The organism is Sandaracinaceae bacterium (genome assembly GCA_020633055.1).
Classification (GTDB): Bacteria; Myxococcota_A; Polyangia; order Polyangiales; family Houyiibacteriaceae; genus JADJJE01.
This window is the reverse complement of record JACKEJ010000004.1, coordinates 130361-146673: the sequence shown is the minus strand read 5'-3', so window position 1 is coordinate 146673 and position 16313 is coordinate 130361. Positions and strand designations below refer to the sequence as shown.

The window sequence follows — 16313 nt, the reverse complement described above, 5'->3', positions numbered from 1 at the left end:
CGGAGTAGGACGTACCCATGCGCGTGTTGCTGGTCGAAGACGAAGCCAAGCTCGCCACCAAGGTGGCCCGCGGTCTGCGCGAAGAGGGACACCTCGTCGATGTGTGCGGTACCGCCGCCGACGCGCGTCGGCAGGTCCTCGACGTGGTCTACGACGTGGTGGTGCTCGACTGGATGCTGCCCGACGTGGATGGACCGAGCGTGCTGCGCGGCTGGCGCGCCGAGGGGCTGCGCATCCCAGTGCTGATGCTCACCGCACGTGGCGAGATCGGGGAGCGCGTCACGGGTCTGCGGGCTGGGGCTGACGACTACCTGGTGAAGCCATTTGCGTTTGCTGAGCTGGTCGCGCGCCTGGAGGCGCTGCAGCGGCGGGCCGTCGGCGCCAGCAGCACGCTCCGCCTCGGCGACGTGGAGCTCGATGCCCGGCGCCACCACCTCCGTCGCGGCGAGCTGGAGGTGTCGTTGTCGCCGCGCGAGCTCTCGCTGGCCGTCGAGTTCTTCGCTCACGCGGGTGACGTGTTGACGCGCAGTCACTTGCTCAACGCGGTGTGGGGCTGGGGCTTCGAGGGCGACCCCAACATCCTCGACGTCTACGTCGGTTACCTGCGCCGCAAGCTGGACGCCCTCGGGCCCGGCGGACCGCGCATCACCGCGGTGCGGGGTGTCGGCTTCCGCATGCTGCGACCCTCGGAGGGAGACGGCGCATGAGGCTCGACCGGCGCTTGCTCGCGTATGGGGTTGCGTTGCCCCTGACGTTGATGGCGCTGGCGGGGGTGGGCGTCGGGCTCGTGTTCGAGCGCTCGCTGCTCTCCGCGGTGGACCAGTCTCTGCGCGCGCAGGCGGCCGCCGAGTCGGTGAGCCTGTTCGACCGCCCCGGGGCGTTTCCACATCTCCACGCCGACGACTCTCCGGTGCGCGAGGCTCTCTTGAGCACGGGGTCGCTCGACGCTGCGGCCGCGGCCATCTACGGGCCCGATGGCGCGCGGCTGCTCGCCACCCGCGTCTCCCCGCGCATGCCGGAGCGCCTGCCACCACCCGCGGGCGACGAGCCGCAGCTGCGCACGGAGCAGGGTGCCCGAGTGCTCGTGCTGCGCGTCCCCAGCCCCGACGGACGTCCGCACGCGCTGTGGCTCTCCACCAGCCTCGAGCCCACGGAGCGCGCCATCGCGACCTACTGGCGCTCGAGCGGCTTCGGGTTGTTGCTGGTGGCGCTCGCGCTGTTCGTGGCGCAGCGGCGACACGCCGGGTGGCTGGCGCGGCGCATCGAGGGCATCGCGCAGCATGTGCAGGCGTTGGGTGAGGGGCAGCTCGACCAGGACCCTCCCGGGGACGACCTGCCCGACGTCGTGGGCGAGCTGCGCGCTGCGGTCAGCCGCGCCACGGTGCGCATGCGCGAAGACCGAGCAGCGCGCGAGCGGATGTTGGCCGGGGCCGCCCACGAGCTGCGCACCCCCCTGGCGACGCTGCGCGCCACGGTGGACGTCACGCTGCGCCGACCGCGCGGCGATGCGGAGCTGCGCGAGGCGCTCGAAGAGGTTGGGGCGGAGGTGACGCGCCTGGAGACGATGGCGCAGGAGTTGCTCGGGATGGGCGCCGCTCGAGCCGCGCCGCGCGCGCCCCTGCCGACCGACCTGCGCGAGCTCGTGCGGGACTCCATCCGTCGTTTCACGGACGTCGCCACGCTCGCCGAGGTGACGCTCGTGCTGCGTGCGCCCGACGCCGTGCGCGCCGAGGTCGAGCCCGAGATGCTGGGGCGCGCCGTCGACAACCTGCTGCGCAACGCGCTACAGCACACGCCACGTGGCACCCGTGTGCTCGTGTCGCTGGTCGCCAGCGAAGGCCGCGCCAGCGTGCGCGTCCAGGACCAGGGACGCGGCATCCCGGCAGGCGCCGAGGAGAGCGTCTTCGTGCCCTTCCATCGCGAGGCCCGTGCGGGAGAGGGTGCGGGCCTCGGCCTCGCCCTCGTGCGGGCCATCGCCGAGAGGCACGGTGGTGAGGCGCGCGTCGTGCCCTCGGACGAGGGCGCCTGCCTGGAGATCGTCGTGCCGCTCGCGTGAACACGCCGAGCCGCGGGACACGACCCATCTCGCGAGAGCGTTCAGGGCTGCTGGCCACACCGCGTACACATGAATCGCGCGCGGGGTGCTCAGGGCGTCACGGTCATGGCGATGCGCGCCAGCTCCGTGTCCTCGTGGCGCACGACGCAGAAGTAGGTCCCAGGGCGTCGCCACTCGACCGACGTGTAGCGGTAGTTGATGAAGCGGCGGTTGCCGGGCACCTGGATCTGCGTCGGCGCCCCGCGGCCCTGACCGTTCACGTCCTCCCAGGCGAGCGTGACCGTCGTGGGCGTCTGCTCCGGGTTGGCCAGCTCGAAGTAGCAGTACACTTGGTGGTCGGCCGTCCTCGAGTAGGTGGTGCGCGGGTCGAGGGGGGTGCGACCATCCATCTCGGGGGCCAGCTCCATGCGCGTCGCGTGGAGCCCCTCGCGCTGCGTCAGTACGGCGGCTGGAGCAGGCGCGAGCGCGTCCGAGTCGTCCTCCCCGCCGAGGTCGTCCGCGTTGTCTCCTCCGGCGGCATCCGCGGCTGCCAGCGCCTGCGTCACGGCCTCGCTCGGTAGCGTGCCCACCACCGCGATCGGCGCGCTCGCTCGGGGTGCGGCGGCATCGGCTTCGCCCCACACGCGGAGCTCCGAGATGCACAGCTCTCGCCAGTTGGCGTTGCTGCCCGGCACCCACTCCAAGAGCTCCAGCTGCCAGTCGCCGCCCGCGCCCTCTACGGGGATGCGCTGCAGCTCGCGCGACTCCGGGTCCAGCGTGACCAACACCTCGCCCCCCGGGTGCCGCACGCGCAGCCGGCGGATGCGCAGGTTCTGCGTGAAGAGATCGCCCTGTGGACGCAGCTTCGTGAAGCCCGCAGTCAGGTCGATCGCGTGCACCCGCACGCCCGCGGGCAGTCGCACCCCCAGGCTGCGCGGGGCGTCGTCCCCAGCAGGCAGCGTGGCGGAGTTCCACGCCGTCAGCAGATCGCCATCGTACATGTGCGCGAGCTGGGCGGGGTCGTCGCGGAACGCCGTGCCCGCGACCGTGGTGCGCACCGTGTGGAGCAGGTCCACCCAGCTCCCGTGATCGGCGGGCGCGTTCTGCGCCGACAGCTCCGTCACGGTCGGAGCGGCCTCGGCTGGCGCTTCGGGCTCGGGCGTGGGTTCGGGAGCAGCAGCAGGCTCCCCTTGGCCCGCGCTCGCTGGCTCCGCCGCGGGAGCCCCGCCGCCCGCGCCCGCCTGCGCCCCCGCGCCCGCCTGGCCTCCGCCGTCGTCGCCCCCGGAACAACCCGCGAGCGCTACCACCAACAGCCACGAAGTGACCGACCCCGACCACGATGCCCTGATCATGTCGCGCACTATCCACCACAGGCGGGGAGCACTCAAGGGGTGCGTCCACGGCGTCTCGGACGGTGATGGTCGGAGCGGGACCGTCTGCGAACTCGCCATGGCACCACGGCGGCGACGCCGCGACGACGCGCTCCGCCCCAGGCCCGCGTGAGGCGTGCGATTCGGGCGCGAGGGTGCGAGTATGCGCCGGGAAGCGCAACGGGCCCCGGCTCGTTCGCCTTCGACCCCGATCCCTCGAGAGGAGTGTCTCTGTGTCCCATCGTTCGTCTGCCCGTCTCCCCCACGCGCGCTCCGCGCGGTCCGCACACCCAGGGGCGCGCTCGACCGTGCTCGTGGGGGCGCTCCTGGCCGCGTCCGCCGTCGGCTTCGGCCCGAGCTCCGCGTACGCCCAGGAGAGCAACCTGCCCGAGTGCTTCGGCTCGGCCGCGAGCGGCAGCGCCGCGGCGTTCCTCGGGACCACCTTCACGCCGCGCGAGACCTGCGAGTACAGCCTGAACCGGAGCAGCGGTTTCCGCGCCCTGAGTGGCGGGGCCACCACGTTCCTCGCGGCGCTCGGTCGCCTCGGCTGGCGCACCCCGCAGCTGCCCGTCCTGTATGGGCGGCCGCGCGACCAGACGGCGACACCGGCCTCGTCGCTGATCCTCGCGCACTGCACCGACTTCGTGATGGAGGCGCAGGGCGCCTTCGCGGTGCAGCCCGACCCCAACGCGCGGCGCCTGTCCGTGCGGCGCGCGTCCAGCGCCTGTGGGGCTCCGCAGATGGAGCTCGAGTTTGCGTGCAGCGCAGGTGGCGACCGGCAGGCGCTCTCACGCAGCCAGTCCAGCGTCACCCTGCCCGAGTGTGCTGGCGTGTGGAACGTGGTGGCGCGCGTGGAGGGGACCACCAGCTACCCCCTGGGCGACGTCCGCTCGGGTCGCCCCACGGCGCTGCTGGACTACTTCGCCAGTGACGCGGCCCAGCGCGAGCTGCTGGTGCCCGACTTCTCGCGCAGTGAGCGCGGGCTGTCGCTGCGGCGCGGCGCGGACGCCGAGGACGAGCTGTGGGCCGAGCTGCAGCTCGCGGTGGCGGCGGGCTCGCTGCGCTTCGTGCGGGGCAGCGGCCCCAACGTGTGCGAGGTGGGGCAGCGCATCGGCGCGACGGCCCTGACCGACCGCATCGAGCTCGACTCGGGGCCGATGGCCCGCTTCATGACCGAGCGCTACGGGCAGGAGGGCGCGAGCCTGGTGCCTGCCGCGACGGAGTGGATGGCGCTGCTCGGCGACGTGAGCGTCTGCATGGTGTCCTCGCACGGCGTGCACCGCGCCACCATGCACGCCAAGGCCCTGGGTTCGCTCACGGCGCTCGAGCTGATCGCGCGCGCCACGCCGGCCGCGCGGGTGTGCGTGGACGAGCCGCGCGTGAGCCTGCGGCCGGACGGCGTGCAGGAGCTGGACCGCAGCTCGCAGTGCTTCACCACGGGGGACGGCGCGACCCTGGTCACCCTCGCGGGTGCGACCCTGTCCGAGCTGCCCGCGGAGGTGCTGCTCTGCCATGGCGAGGACTCGCAGGGCCCCGCGCCCATCACGCTCCAGCGCGGCTTCTACGAGCTGCGCCTGGCGTCCAGCGGGGGATGCCGCGGCGCGAGCGGGCTGTCCGCAGGGCGCATCGCGGTGCTCGACCCCGCGCAGGACTGGGCGCCGGTGGGGCTCACGCGTGACCCAGACGGCGAGACCGGTGACGCCGTGCCCGGCTGGCGCGGCGTGCGGCGCGACGACCCAGCCACGTTCGCGTTCCGCCACCACGAGGACGACCTGCGCTTCCGTATCGCCGTCCCCGAGGGCATCGCCAGCTCGTGGAACGACCCGCGCAGCGGACGTCAGAGCGTGCTCTCCGACCAGGCGCCGCTGGTGGGGGTCGAGACGGGCGACTACGGGCACGCCGGGGTCTCGGCCTTCGCGGTCGCGGTGACCTCGGGTGGGCGTTGCCCCGTCGACGAGGAGGGGCAGGTGCGCTCGGGCGCGCTGATCGAGTCTGCGGCCGAGCTGCGGGTGGACCAGAAGATCTACGCCCACCTCGTCTTGCGTGAGGCGGGCCGCTCCCGGTGCGTGGCGCGCGCAGCGCTGCGCGTGTGGCAGGCGCGCGTCGTCGCGCACGCGGTGGGCAGCGAGCGCTGGCACGGGCGCCTCGGCATCCTCGGTGACCCGCGGCTCGGCGTGTTCTTCAGCAAGCCCGACCCGTGGGCCGTGGGTCTGGTGGTGCCGCTGGTGCACTTCGACATGCAGTTCAACCACGGCTTCGATCTCGAGTTCTCGGTGCCCTTCATCGCGAGCATCGCGGCCGACGGTCACGCCAGCCGCATCGGGCCAGCGTTCATGGTCGGGCTCGACTGGGGCCTGCCCAGCCGCGCGCAGAACCTGTTCACCGTGGGCTTCTTGGTGCACCCCAACTGGCCGCACCCCGACGACCAGGCGTACAGCTTCTTCTTCGGACTCAACCTGGGTGGGCTCTACGAGCTCATCGGGGGGCGCTGACGTGCCGGGCTCCATCAGGCTCGGCGGGCGCCACGTTCCGGCCGTGCGCCACGTCTCCCCGCTCTCGCGCCACGTCCGCCCAGTCATGCGCATGCTCCCTCACGCGCTGCTCGCGCTCGCGTTCGTGGGGTGCGCGTCCACGCACGCGACCGGCGTAGAGAGCCCCGAGGCGCCCGTGCTCGTGCCCGCCACGCTGCCCGAGAGCGAGGTGGACGTCGCTGCGGTGCGCGCGCTCGAGGCGCAGTGCCGCCAGCGCTTCTCCGCAGAGACCTTCCAGCAAGCGGCCAACGCGCTGACCGTGGCGCAGGTGGCCATCGGCCAGCTGTGCACCATCGAGCTGGTGGGCAACTCGCCGCTCCAGTGGCGCGTCAGCTGCGGCAGCGACGACTTCTTCGCGTCGGGCGAGCATACGCTGGCGTCGACCACGCCGTGCACGGTGGGCGGCGCGCGCGGCCAGAACGGCTTCGAGTGCTTGGGGCTCGCCTTGCGCGCCATGCTGCCGCACGCCGAGAACGTGGACATCGCGACGGTGGGGCACGTGGACTTCACGCGGCCCTCGGCGCGCCTGGACTGCCCGGACCTCGTGCGCGAAGGCTGGGGTCAGCCCCCCTGGACCGACCGCCCCGCGCTGCGTGGCGAGGCGGCCCGCGACGCCGCCAACGACCGCCTGGCCTGGTGCCGCGCGGCGCGCGCAGCGAGCGCCATCGCCACCGGCATCGGGCGCCGCGACGGCAGCGTGCGCCTGGTCGCGGCCGGCGCGGCCACCAGCTGGATGACGCCGCGCTACCGCGCGCCCGACCCCGAGCTGGAGGTCCCCGGCGAGTGCCCCTCGCCCAGCAACCCCGAGCGCGACGACCCCAGCATCGGTCGCTGCGCGAGCTCACGCCGCGTGGACGTGCTGGTGCGCATGAGCGCCCGCGCGGAGGCCAACGACACGGGCGCGCGCTGCGACCGCGCAGACCAGGCCAACACCCCCGCCGGTGCGCTCTACTGCCTCGAGCAGTGTCTCGCGTCGCCCGAGCGCTCGGCCAGCGGTCTCGGCGCCGCCACGCCGTTCCTCGAGCGCGGCGCGCCAGCCACCCCGCCGGCGCGCTGGCACGTGTCCACCAGCCAGAGCGGGCTGCGCGTGGACCTCGACACGATCACGCGGCGGCTGGGGTACTGAGGAAGGGCTTGCTATCCCGCTCTAACAGCACCGCGGACTGAAAGGGACTGTCTCAGAAGGGCCCGTCGTCCCGAATTAGGGGCACCCCGGACTGAAGTCCGGGGCAGCATCCTTCCGAGTCCCCGGCTGCCGCCGGGCACTCTCCAAAGTCCTCCCCACAAGGGGGAGGACTGTCTTGCTCGGCGCCACCGCGGACACAAGAGTGCGACCGACCCGCCGAACACCCGACACCAGTCCACGAGGCGCAGTCCGCCTCCGCAGGGGGCGGACTTCGAGCGCGCGATCACCTGAGATCGCTGCCCCGGACTTTAGTCCGGGGTGCCCCTATTCGCGGATAATTCTGAGACAGCCTCTCTCGTCCGCAGTGGCCTAGATTTGGGACCAATGGTCCTTCGTCCGGCGAACGAGTGTGACAATCCCCGCGACACCCAGCACCCCAGCCAACACCTGATAGTAGCTCAGCCCGAGCAGCGGCCGCGGCACGTCGCGCCCGAACTCGACCGCGAAGCGGAACGCGCCGTAAGCGGCGAAGTAGCCCACCAGACGCAACCCCGCGCCAACGTCGCGGCGCGTGAGCGCAAACAGCACCACCGCGGCCGCGATGTGGAAGTAGGCCTCGAGCAGCGTCGCGGGGAAGCGCGGCTCGTCGTGCAGCGCGAGGGACACGCGCGCCCAGGGGCTGCTCGCGTCGAGCGGCACGCCCGGACAGCAGCCCGCGAACACGCAGCCCAGTCGACCCATGCCGAGCGAGAGCGGGAGCCCCACCGCGAACGCGTCGCCGGTGGGCGCCACGTGCCCGATGTGTCGCTTCATCAGCTCGACGCTCAGCCACCCGCCGAGCAGGCCGCCGAGCACCGTGCGGCCGCCCCAGCGGGTCACCGTCTCTGCTTCGGGCGACCACCCCAGCGCGTCCGCCGGGAGCTGCAGCAGGAACGCGCCCACGACCGCACCGCCGAGCGCCGCATACGTGACCTTCGCGGGTGAACGCAGCGCGACCTCGGGCCCCAGGTTCCGCGTGATGCCGAACCCCAGCACGACGCCCAGCGCGACGAACGCTGTGTAGATCACGCGCGCACGCGGCGGCGCAGCGGCGTGAGCACCGTCTCCTCGAGCGCGCCACGGTAGAAGAGGTTGTAGGTGTCGAAGGGCATCACGCGCTCGCCGTCCGGGTGGGCGATGTGCACGCAGCTCTTGCGCACGCTGCGCAGGTCCATGCTGTGCCGGTCGAGGAACTGCATGATCACCACGCGGAACACGTCGCGGTAGTGCAGGTCGAGCGCGCCCTCGACGCGCGGCAGGCAGCAGAGCAGGTCGCGCAGCGACTCGGCCGCGCCCTCTGGACCGTGCCCCGTGCTGAGGGCCGAGCCGAGCTTGGCGCGGAAGGCTGCCTGCATGCCGGGGTCGCCCTCGAACACAATGGTGTTGCTGGTGCCCGCGATGAGCTGCGCGGGGTCGATGTGGCGGCTGAGTGGGACGAGCGGGCCCCCGTCACGCGGCTTGAGCGCGTAGGCCATCGCGAGGTTGTCCGGGTGACACGGCACGGGCAGCAGGTCGTCGGGCGTGAACGTCGGGAACTGCTCGTAGATGCGGCGCCGCACCTCGCTCAGCGTCAGGCGGTGATGCTCGGGGTCGAAGCCCTCGTTGCGCCCCGCATGCTGCTCCGGCTGAAAGGTCACCCCCCGCACGCACTTACGCCGCGCCGCGTACGCGAGGATGTCGCCCACCTCGTGGTCGTTCACGCCCTTGCGCAGCGTCACCACGAGGGTAGTCGAGACGTCGAGCGCATCCAGGCGGTCGAGGGCCTCCTCGCGCACCGCGCGCAGGTCGGCGCCGCGCAGGGTCAGCAGCGCGTCTCGCTGCAGCGAGTCGAACTGCAGGTACAGCTCGAAGCGCGGCATGTACTCGGCGAGGCGCTCCGCGAAGCCCGGCTCGCGCGCGATGCGCAGGCCGTTGGTGTTCACCATCAGGTGCCGGATGGGCCTCTGCCGACACGCGTCCAGGATGGCGAAGAACTCGGGGTGGATGGTGGGCTCACCACCCGACACCTGCAGCACGTCGGGGTGCCCCTCGTTGGCCACGATGCGGTCCAGCATGCGCTCCAGCTGCGCGAGCGACCGGTGGTCGCCCACCTGCGGCCCGCTGCCCGCGTAGCACGTGGGGCACTGGAGGTTGCAGCGGTCGGTCACCTCGAGGATGGACACGCAGCCGTGCTGCTCGTGGTCCGGGCAGATGCCGCAGTCGTACGGACAGCCCCAGTAGTGCCCCGTGTTGTGGCGCAGCACCTGCTCGCCGGGCTTCAGGAACGCCTCGCGACCGCGACGGAAGTACGCGGCGTCGTCGCTGAGCAGCACGCGCCGCACACCGTGCTCGGGGCAGCGCTTGACGAGCACCACCCGGTCGCCTTCGATCAGCTCCTTGGCGTCGACGACGGCCAGGCACACGTCGCACAGGGCGCGCGTGGCGGAGTAGAACAAGTACGGGCGGGTGCGGCGGTCCACAGCGCGGAAGGTAGGTCATCCGCGCGGGAAATGCGCCTCGTGTTCGAAGGACCGTCGGGTGAGCGCGACGGTTGCTCGGCGTGTCCCTTCTGGGTGACACTCACCGCGTGGACGAACTCTCCATCGTCGTCGTGGTGCTCGTGCCGGTCGTCGCGGGCCTGGGCCTGTTCGCCGCTGCGGCCGCGTTTTTCACCGCCGCCGTGCGCAACTCGCAAGGGGAGCAGAAGAGCGCCGTCGTGACAGGCGGCCTCGGGCTGATGGGAGGCTGCGCAGGGTTGCTGGGGTGCGCCTGTCTCGTGCTCAGCCTCGGCGCGGTGTACTGCGCCGGTATGGCCGCGCCGATGCACTGACCCAGCGCACTACCCCCCGCGGGAGGTAGTGCGTGCGGCGTCGTGTCGCTAACGAAGCGGCATGCACCATCACCACCGCCTTCCCATCACCTTCCCCTTGTCCGTGTTCCTCGTCGCGTGCGTCCTGCTCGGCTGCGAAGAGGACGCGACGCCCGCGCTGGCCGAGGGGGAGACCTTCGTCTCCCTCGAGCTCAGCGGCGACGTGCTCACGAGCCCCCTGCGCTTCGAGGGCACCACCGAGTCGGTCTCGGAGTTCGTCTCGGACGACATCACCCTGCTGGCCGGCAATGGGCTCGGGATCCCGAGTGCGCAGGGGGGCTACGAGCTCGGTGTCATGACGATGACGGTGCGCCTCGACGGCGCCGGCGCGGTCGACCAAGACGGGTTCGACATCAACCTGGTCGTGCACGGCTTCTCCGACAGCGCGGGCAACGAGGCCTTCTCGCTGCGGGAGCGGCCCGGGGCGTCGTTGACCGTGTCCACCGTCACCGCCGACCGCATCGTGATGCACTTTGCGTTCGATGCGTCGCCGACCCAGCTGAACAACACCGAGCGCGTCTTCCACATCGAGGGGCGCCTCGAGGTGCGGCGCTGAGCCCCGTCGCAAGCCCTCTGCACTTGCGACTCGCACTTAGTTGCAAATCGTTTGCATAAGTAGCTGAGTGTGATATCTCGGGGCCATGCTCCCCACGCAGCCCTCCATACAGTCTCGCGGCGCCTTCAGTGCCGCTCCGGGTGCGTGCGGGAGTCTCGCGAGGGCGCGCGGCGTGGCGCTCTTGTGCGCGGTGTGTGCCTGTGCGCATGTGGTTCACGCGCAGCCAGCGCCCACCGAGCCGGTGCTCCAGCCACCGCGCGTGCTGGATGGACCCCCAGCCGCGTACCCGACGGCCGCGCTCGAGGCCGGTCGGGAGGGCCACGTGGAGCTCGGCGTGCTGGTGGGGGCGGACGGACGCGTCGAGGACGCGCGGGTGCTCGTCTCCGCCGCGGAGGACTTCGACGCCGCGGCGCTCGCGGCGGTGCGCGCGTGGCGCTTCGAACCCGCCACGCGCGACGGTGTGCCTATCCCGGCTCGCATCCGTGTGCCGTTCGACTTCCTCTTGCCCGAGCCTGAGCCAGAGCCCGCCGATGCGTCGGGCACGCCAACCACGCCGACCACGCCAACCACACCGACTCCTCCGAATGCGCCATCCCCCGCACCCGATGGCGTCGCGCCGACCGGGGAGGGCACGACCCGGCCGGCGACCCACGACGCCGCTCCGGGACCAGGCAGCGGGACTGACGCGCCCACGCCCGCTCGGCCCAGCGGTGCGCCGGCTCTGGGCGGCGCCACGCCGCCGCCAGACACGGACGACTCGTTGGGTGCCGATGACGAATTCGCCGAAGACGAGATCATCGACGTGACCGTGCGCGGTGAGCGCGAGCTGCGCGCCGAGGACCGCTCGGTGAGCGACTTCCAGCTCGACCGCCAGCAGCTGCGCGCCGCCCCGCGCTCCGAAGGGGCCGAGGTGCTGCGCTCGGCGCCGGGGCTCTACATTGGCCGCTCCGAGGGGCCGGCGGTGGCCCACAACTACATGCTGCGCGGCTTCGACGCCGAGCACGGACAAGACATCGCGTTCCGGGTGGGCGGGCTGCCCATCAACCTCCCCTCGCACATCCACGGGCAGGGCTACGCCGACCTCGGCTTCCTCATCGCCGAGGTGGTGAGCGGCATGCACGTCAGCGCTGGCGTGTCCGATCCTCGTCAGGGGGACTTCGCCGTGGCGGGCTCGATCGACATCTCGCTCGGGGTCGAGGGCGACGAGCGTGGCGTACGCGTGGCGTCGAGCTACGGCTCGTTCCGCACGTCGCGGCAGCTGCTGCTGTTCGCGCCGCGCGGGCTCTCCGACCAGAGCTTCGGTGCGCTGCAGTACACGCGCACGGACGGCTTCGGCCAGAACCGCGCCGGGCAGGCCGCGAGCGCCATCCTGCAGCACGGCTTCGAGGTGGGCGCGTTCACGCTGCGCGCCGTCGGCGTGCTGCACACCGCCCGCTCCGACCTCGCGGGCGTCTTGCGGCGCGAAGACATCGACGCGGGGCGCGTGTGCTTCACCTGTGTGTACGACGAGCCCACCGCACGCGGGCAGAACGCGCTCGCCAGCCGCGTCATGCTGGGTCTGTTCGCGGACTATCGCGGCGAGCGCGGCGACAGCGGGCAGCTGGGCGTGTGGCTCGGCTACGACAGCTTCCGCATCCAGGAGAACTTCACGGGCTTCATCCAGCGCTCGCAGACGCTCGAGCGCGTGGCCGGCCGCGGCGACCTGATCGAGCAGCAGAACCGCACGCGCTCCGTGGGGCTGGTGGGCCGCTACCGCACCGCGCCGCTGCGCCCCGCCACGTGGGCGCGCGGCACGCTCGAGCTCGGCGTCGAGGGCCGCATGGACGGCATCACCCAGGCGCAGAACCTGCTCGACGCGGCCGTGCGCAACCAGACCTGGGACCAGCGCGTGGACGCGAGCGTGCGCGGCGTGGACGTGGGCTTCTGGGCCGACCTCGACTGGCACCTGGGCGAGCGCGTCGACGTGCGCGCCGGTGTGCGCGGGGCGGTGCTGTCGTACGAGATCGACGACCGCCTCGGCAACTTCGTGCCGGTGGTGCGCCCGGACGACGCGTTCATCGAGGGCTTCCGGCGTAGCGCATTGGGGAGCACCTTCGGCCCCCGCGCGAGCCTGCGTGTGCGGGCGACGTCGTTCCTCGAGATCCTCGCGGCCTACGGGGAGGGCTACCGCTCGCCCCAGGCGCGCCTGCTGGCCGACGGCGAGCCCGCGCCCTTTTCGAAGGTGCGCTCGGCCGACCTGGGGGTGCGCATCACGCATGACGACCTGCTCGAGCTGAGCCTCGGCGGCTACTTCACGCGCCTGTCCGACGACGTCGCGTTTGCGGCCTCCGAGGGGCGCCTCGAGCGCATCGGCGCGACTCAGCGCGTGGGTGCCGTGCTCAACGCGGTGGCCCGGCCGCTCGAGTGGTTGGTGGCGTCGCTCTCGGTGACGGTCGTCGGCGCGACGCTGCGCTCGCCACCACCGGCCAGCGCGGAGGAGCCCTTCCCGCCGTACGCGCGCGGCCAGCGCCTGCCGTTCGTGCCTCCCGTGGTGGTGCGCGCCGAGCTGGGGGCCAGCCACGAGCTGGCGCGCCTCGGGGGACACCCGCTGATGGGGCGCGCGGGGGTCGGGCTCTCGTATCTGTCCGCGCGTCCGCTGCCGTTCGACGAGTCCGCCGCGCCTTTCACGCTGCTCGACGTGGGCGCCAACCTGAAGTGGCGCGCCCTCGACCTGGGGCTGCAGCTGAACAACGCGCTCAACGCGCGCTACGCCGCGGTGGAGTACAACTTCGCGTCCGACTGGGACCCCGACGACGGCGTCCGCTCGCGCACCCCGGCACGGCACATCGCCGCGGGCGCGCCGCTCTCGTTCATGGTGACGCTGGGGGTGACGCTGTGAGCTCGTCCACGCTCACCCGTGTGCTCACGGCCCTCGCGCCTTTCTGCGTGCTGCTCGTGTTGGGCTGCGCCGAGAGCAGCCAGACGCGTGTGCAGGTGCCGCTCGAGGTGCAAGGCACGGCATCCGCCGGTCCCCGCATGGCGCTGGGCGCGGTGCCCGTGACGCTCACCCGGGCGGATCTGGCTTTCGGTCCGCTCTACCTCTGCGCAGGTGCTCAGGCTGGCGAGCTGTGCGAGACCGCGCGCCTCGAGTGGCTCGACACGGTGGTGGTGGACGCGCTCGACCCGACCGCCCAGGAGGCCGGCACGCTCTACGGGGTGTCGGGCGTGGTGCAGTCGTGGATGTTCGACCTGGGCATCAGCGCCCAGCTCACGCGCGACGAGCCCTTCGTGCTGGACGCCGCCGAGGCCCTCGACGGGGCCTCGCTGGTGCTCGAGGGCAGCGCCGAGGTGAGCGGCATCACCGTGCCCTTCGTCGCGCGCGTGCCCGTGCAGCAGACCGACGCCACCGAGCTGGGCGTGCCCGTGGTGCGCAAGAGCAGCAGCGACGTGTTCCGCGAGGACGTCGACGGCGCGGAGCGCGCGCTGCAGGTGCGCTTCGATCCGGCCGCGTGGCTGGCAGGCGTGGACCTCCGCTCGCTCGTGACCTTCGAGACCTGCGCGCCGGACGAGACCGCGCTGCGCTGCGACGGGGTCGTGGAGTGGACCTGCGACGCCGGCACGAACACGAGCCGCGACTGCGGCGCGCTCGGCCAGGTGTGCGCGCCCGGCGCGGGCTGCGTGGACCAGGTGGAGCTCGCGCCCGGCAGCGAGCCCTTCCGCGCGCTGCGCAACGCCCTGGTCGCGGGGCAGCGCCCTACGTTCACCTTCATCGAGAACGACTGAGGCTGGCCACAGCTGGTGCGCCTCTAGGACCTCCACGAGAACCCCATGACACAGACCTTCGAACGCCCCCGGAACCCCGCGTCCCCCTCTCGCCCCCACGCTCGCGCTGGCCTGCTTTGCACCTGCACCTGTGCGTGCGCGGGCCTGCTCACGCTGGGCTGCGGCGGTGAGACCGGCACGGGCTCGCTCACGGCGCTGATCGAGGCCGAGGACGTCATCACGGACGGCATCGAGGCCGGGCAGGGGCCGGAGAACATCCGCGATGGGTGGTCGGTCTCGTTCAGCCGCTACATCGCCGTGGTCGGCGCGCTCGACCTGCACCGCTCGTCCAACGCGTCCGTCGACGCCGAGGCCCCCGACTCGTTCGCGGTGGACCTGGTGCAGGTGCCCGCCGCGGGCCTCGCCCTGTGGCAGCTGGACGACCTGCGCGCAGGCCGCTGGGAGTTCAACTACGCGACCGAGAGCGCCGCCGAGGGTGCCCAGCGCCACGCGTCGGTGAGCCAGGCGGACTTCGACGAGATGGTGGCCAACGACTGGACGTACCTCATCGAGGGCACGCTCGAGAGCGCGTCCGGCCAGTCGTGCCCGCCCGCAGCCCTCGCGACGCCCGGCGCGGCCACGCCCAACGGCAACCTGTCGGGCGGCAACCCCTGCTACGACGCCCCCGCCGTGAGCTTCGTGGTGGGCGCCAACGCGGACACCCACTACGGCCCCTGCAAGGTGGACGAGGTGCCGGGCTTCGCGGTGACGGCCAACGGCACGACGACGGTGGCGATGACGCTGCACGGCGACCACATCTTCTTCAACGGCTTCCCCGAGGGGTCCGAGGGCGGGGTCACGCGGCTCGCGCAGTGGCTCGCCGACTGTGACCTCGATCTTGACGGAACGGTCACGGCAGCGGAGCTTCAGGCCATCATGCCGGCCCAGCTACCGGAGATCGACGAACGCTTCCAGCTCGGCGGCTCGCCCATCACGCCGCTGGACACTATGTCTATGTACACGTACTTCCGCGCCCAGCTGAAGACCCAGGGCCACTTCCAGGGCGAGGGCGAGTGCCCCGTCGACGGGGTGGGCCACACGCACGACGGATGACCTCGACGCACGCAGCGCTGACACACGACACCCCCGTCGGGACCACCCCGGTCGGACGGGCGGAGCCTGCACAGCGTGTGGGGGGCGTGCGCCCGTGGTCGTCGGCCGCGCGCACCGCTGTCGCGCTCGGGCTGGCGCTGGGGCTGCACGGCCTCGCGTTCCTGGCCACGAGCGGCCTGCCCTGCGGCTTCTCCCACGGGCCTCGGCTGCGGGCCGAGTTGGACCCGGCCGCCGTGGTCATCCCACTCGAGACGCTGCCCGAGCCGGCAGCCCCCGAGCCCGAGCCAGACGCGCCGGCCGCTGCCCCGCGGATCGCGACGGCGCGCGCGGCGGCCCCTTCGCCGAGCCCCGCGCCACAGCCCACGCCGGCACCCAGCGCGCCTACCGAGCCCGCCGACTTCACCAGCCTCGCGGGCGCGTTCCAGGGCGCGACGTCGTACGCCATGGCGTCCAGCCGCGCGGTGGTGGGCGCGGTCTCCGGGGCTCTCGGTCGTGGCCACGCAGGCAGCGGTGTCGCGGGGGGCACGGGCGCGGGCAGCGGTCCTGCGGGCGCCACGGGGACGGGCGGCGCTGCCGTGAACGCCCAGCCGGCGCAGGCGCCGCGCGCCGTGAACAGCGACTGGAGCTGCCCCTGGCCGGGCGCCGCCATCGCGGCCGACCTCTACCAGCAGAACGTCACGGTGCGCGTTCAGGTCGGCGCGGACGGGGCCGTCGAGCGCGCCACGGCCCGCGACCCCGGCTTCGGCTTCGGCCCCGCCGCGGCCGCCTGCGCCCGCCGCGAGCGCTTCCACCCCGCGCGCGACGGCGCTGGTCAGCCAGTCCGCGCGACCGCCCTCGTCCGCGTGCACTTCGAGCGTTGAACCGCTTCGGACCCACGCTCTACGCCACGCTCCTGCGCGTCACGAGTTTTGACAGCAGGGCCGCGCGTGGTATCGAGGCAGGAGCATGACCCCA

At 72.7% G+C, this 16313-nt stretch carries 13 protein-coding genes; 10 read left to right on the top strand and 3 right to left on the bottom strand.

From position 1 onward, the window contains the following. Positions 1-17: 17 nt before the first annotated feature. Entirely contained in the window at positions 18-707 is a 690-nt protein-coding gene (locus H6726_00545) for a response regulator transcription factor (protein ID MCB9656107.1), read from the top strand. Beyond that, positions 704-2056 carry a HAMP domain-containing histidine kinase gene (locus H6726_00540; GenBank protein MCB9656106.1) on the top strand — a complete coding sequence of 451 codons (1353 nt, stop codon included), beginning with the start codon at positions 704-706 and terminating at the stop codon, positions 2054-2056. Before H6726_00545 ends, H6726_00540 begins: the two co-directional genes overlap by 4 nt. 89 nt (positions 2057-2145) lie before the next feature. On the opposite strand, the gene H6726_00535 is transcribed toward H6726_00540, so the two are convergent. Continuing rightward, entirely contained in the window at positions 2146-3387 is a 1242-nt protein-coding gene (locus tag H6726_00535; GenBank protein ID MCB9656105.1) for a hypothetical protein, read from the bottom strand. A 332-nt stretch (positions 3388-3719) separates the two neighbouring features. Between H6726_00535 and H6726_00530 the strand changes: the two genes are divergently transcribed. Both H6726_00530 and H6726_00525 read left to right on the top strand, forming a co-directional pair. Then, entirely contained in the window at positions 3720-5897 is a 2178-nt protein-coding gene (locus tag H6726_00530; GenBank protein MCB9656104.1) for a hypothetical protein, read from the top strand. 43 nt (positions 5898-5940) lie between these two features. Next, the gene (locus tag H6726_00525) at positions 5941-7062 is read left to right on the top strand and encodes a hypothetical protein (protein MCB9656103.1); all 1122 of its coding nucleotides are present in this window, start codon (positions 5941-5943) and stop codon (positions 7060-7062) included. 369 nt (positions 7063-7431) lie between these two features. Here H6726_00525 and H6726_00520 read toward each other — a convergent pair whose 3' ends face one another. Both H6726_00520 and H6726_00515 read right to left on the bottom strand, forming a co-directional pair. Further along, positions 7432-8130, bottom strand: coding sequence for a prolipoprotein diacylglyceryl transferase (locus H6726_00520; protein MCB9656102.1), 699 nt, complete (start codon positions 8128-8130; stop codon positions 7432-7434). Next, positions 8127-9560, bottom strand: a complete 1434-nt coding sequence (locus H6726_00515) for a radical SAM protein (GenBank protein MCB9656101.1) — start codon at positions 9558-9560, stop codon at positions 8127-8129. The genes H6726_00520 and H6726_00515 overlap by 4 nt, the downstream gene beginning before the upstream one ends. 107 nt (positions 9561-9667) lie before the next feature. On the opposite strand from H6726_00515, the gene H6726_00510 reads away from it, so the two are divergent. The 6 genes from H6726_00510 (at position 9668) to H6726_00485 (ending at position 16219) form a co-directional block, all read left to right on the top strand. After that, positions 9668-9910 (top strand): hypothetical protein, encoded by a 243-nt coding sequence (locus H6726_00510; protein MCB9656100.1) that lies wholly within the window; start codon positions 9668-9670, stop codon positions 9908-9910. Between the two features lie 61 nt (positions 9911-9971). After that, positions 9972-10505, top strand: a complete 534-nt coding sequence (locus tag H6726_00505; protein ID MCB9656099.1) for a hypothetical protein — start codon at positions 9972-9974, stop codon at positions 10503-10505. A 241-nt stretch (positions 10506-10746) separates the two neighbouring features. Beyond that, on the top strand, positions 10747-13383 hold the full coding sequence (locus H6726_00500) for a TonB family protein (protein ID MCB9656098.1): 2637 nt from the start codon (positions 10747-10749) through the stop codon (positions 13381-13383). Further along, positions 13380-14267, top strand: coding sequence for a hypothetical protein (locus H6726_00495; protein MCB9656097.1), 888 nt, complete (start codon positions 13380-13382; stop codon positions 14265-14267). The genes H6726_00500 and H6726_00495 overlap by 4 nt, the downstream gene beginning before the upstream one ends. Before the next feature lie 45 nt (positions 14268-14312). Further along, positions 14313-15359, top strand: a complete 1047-nt coding sequence (locus tag H6726_00490; protein MCB9656096.1) for a hypothetical protein — start codon at positions 14313-14315, stop codon at positions 15357-15359. Continuing rightward, positions 15356-16219 (top strand): hypothetical protein, encoded by an 864-nt coding sequence (locus tag H6726_00485; GenBank protein MCB9656095.1) that lies wholly within the window; start codon positions 15356-15358, stop codon positions 16217-16219. Before H6726_00490 ends, H6726_00485 begins: the two co-directional genes overlap by 4 nt. Positions 16220-16313 lie beyond the last annotated feature (94 nt).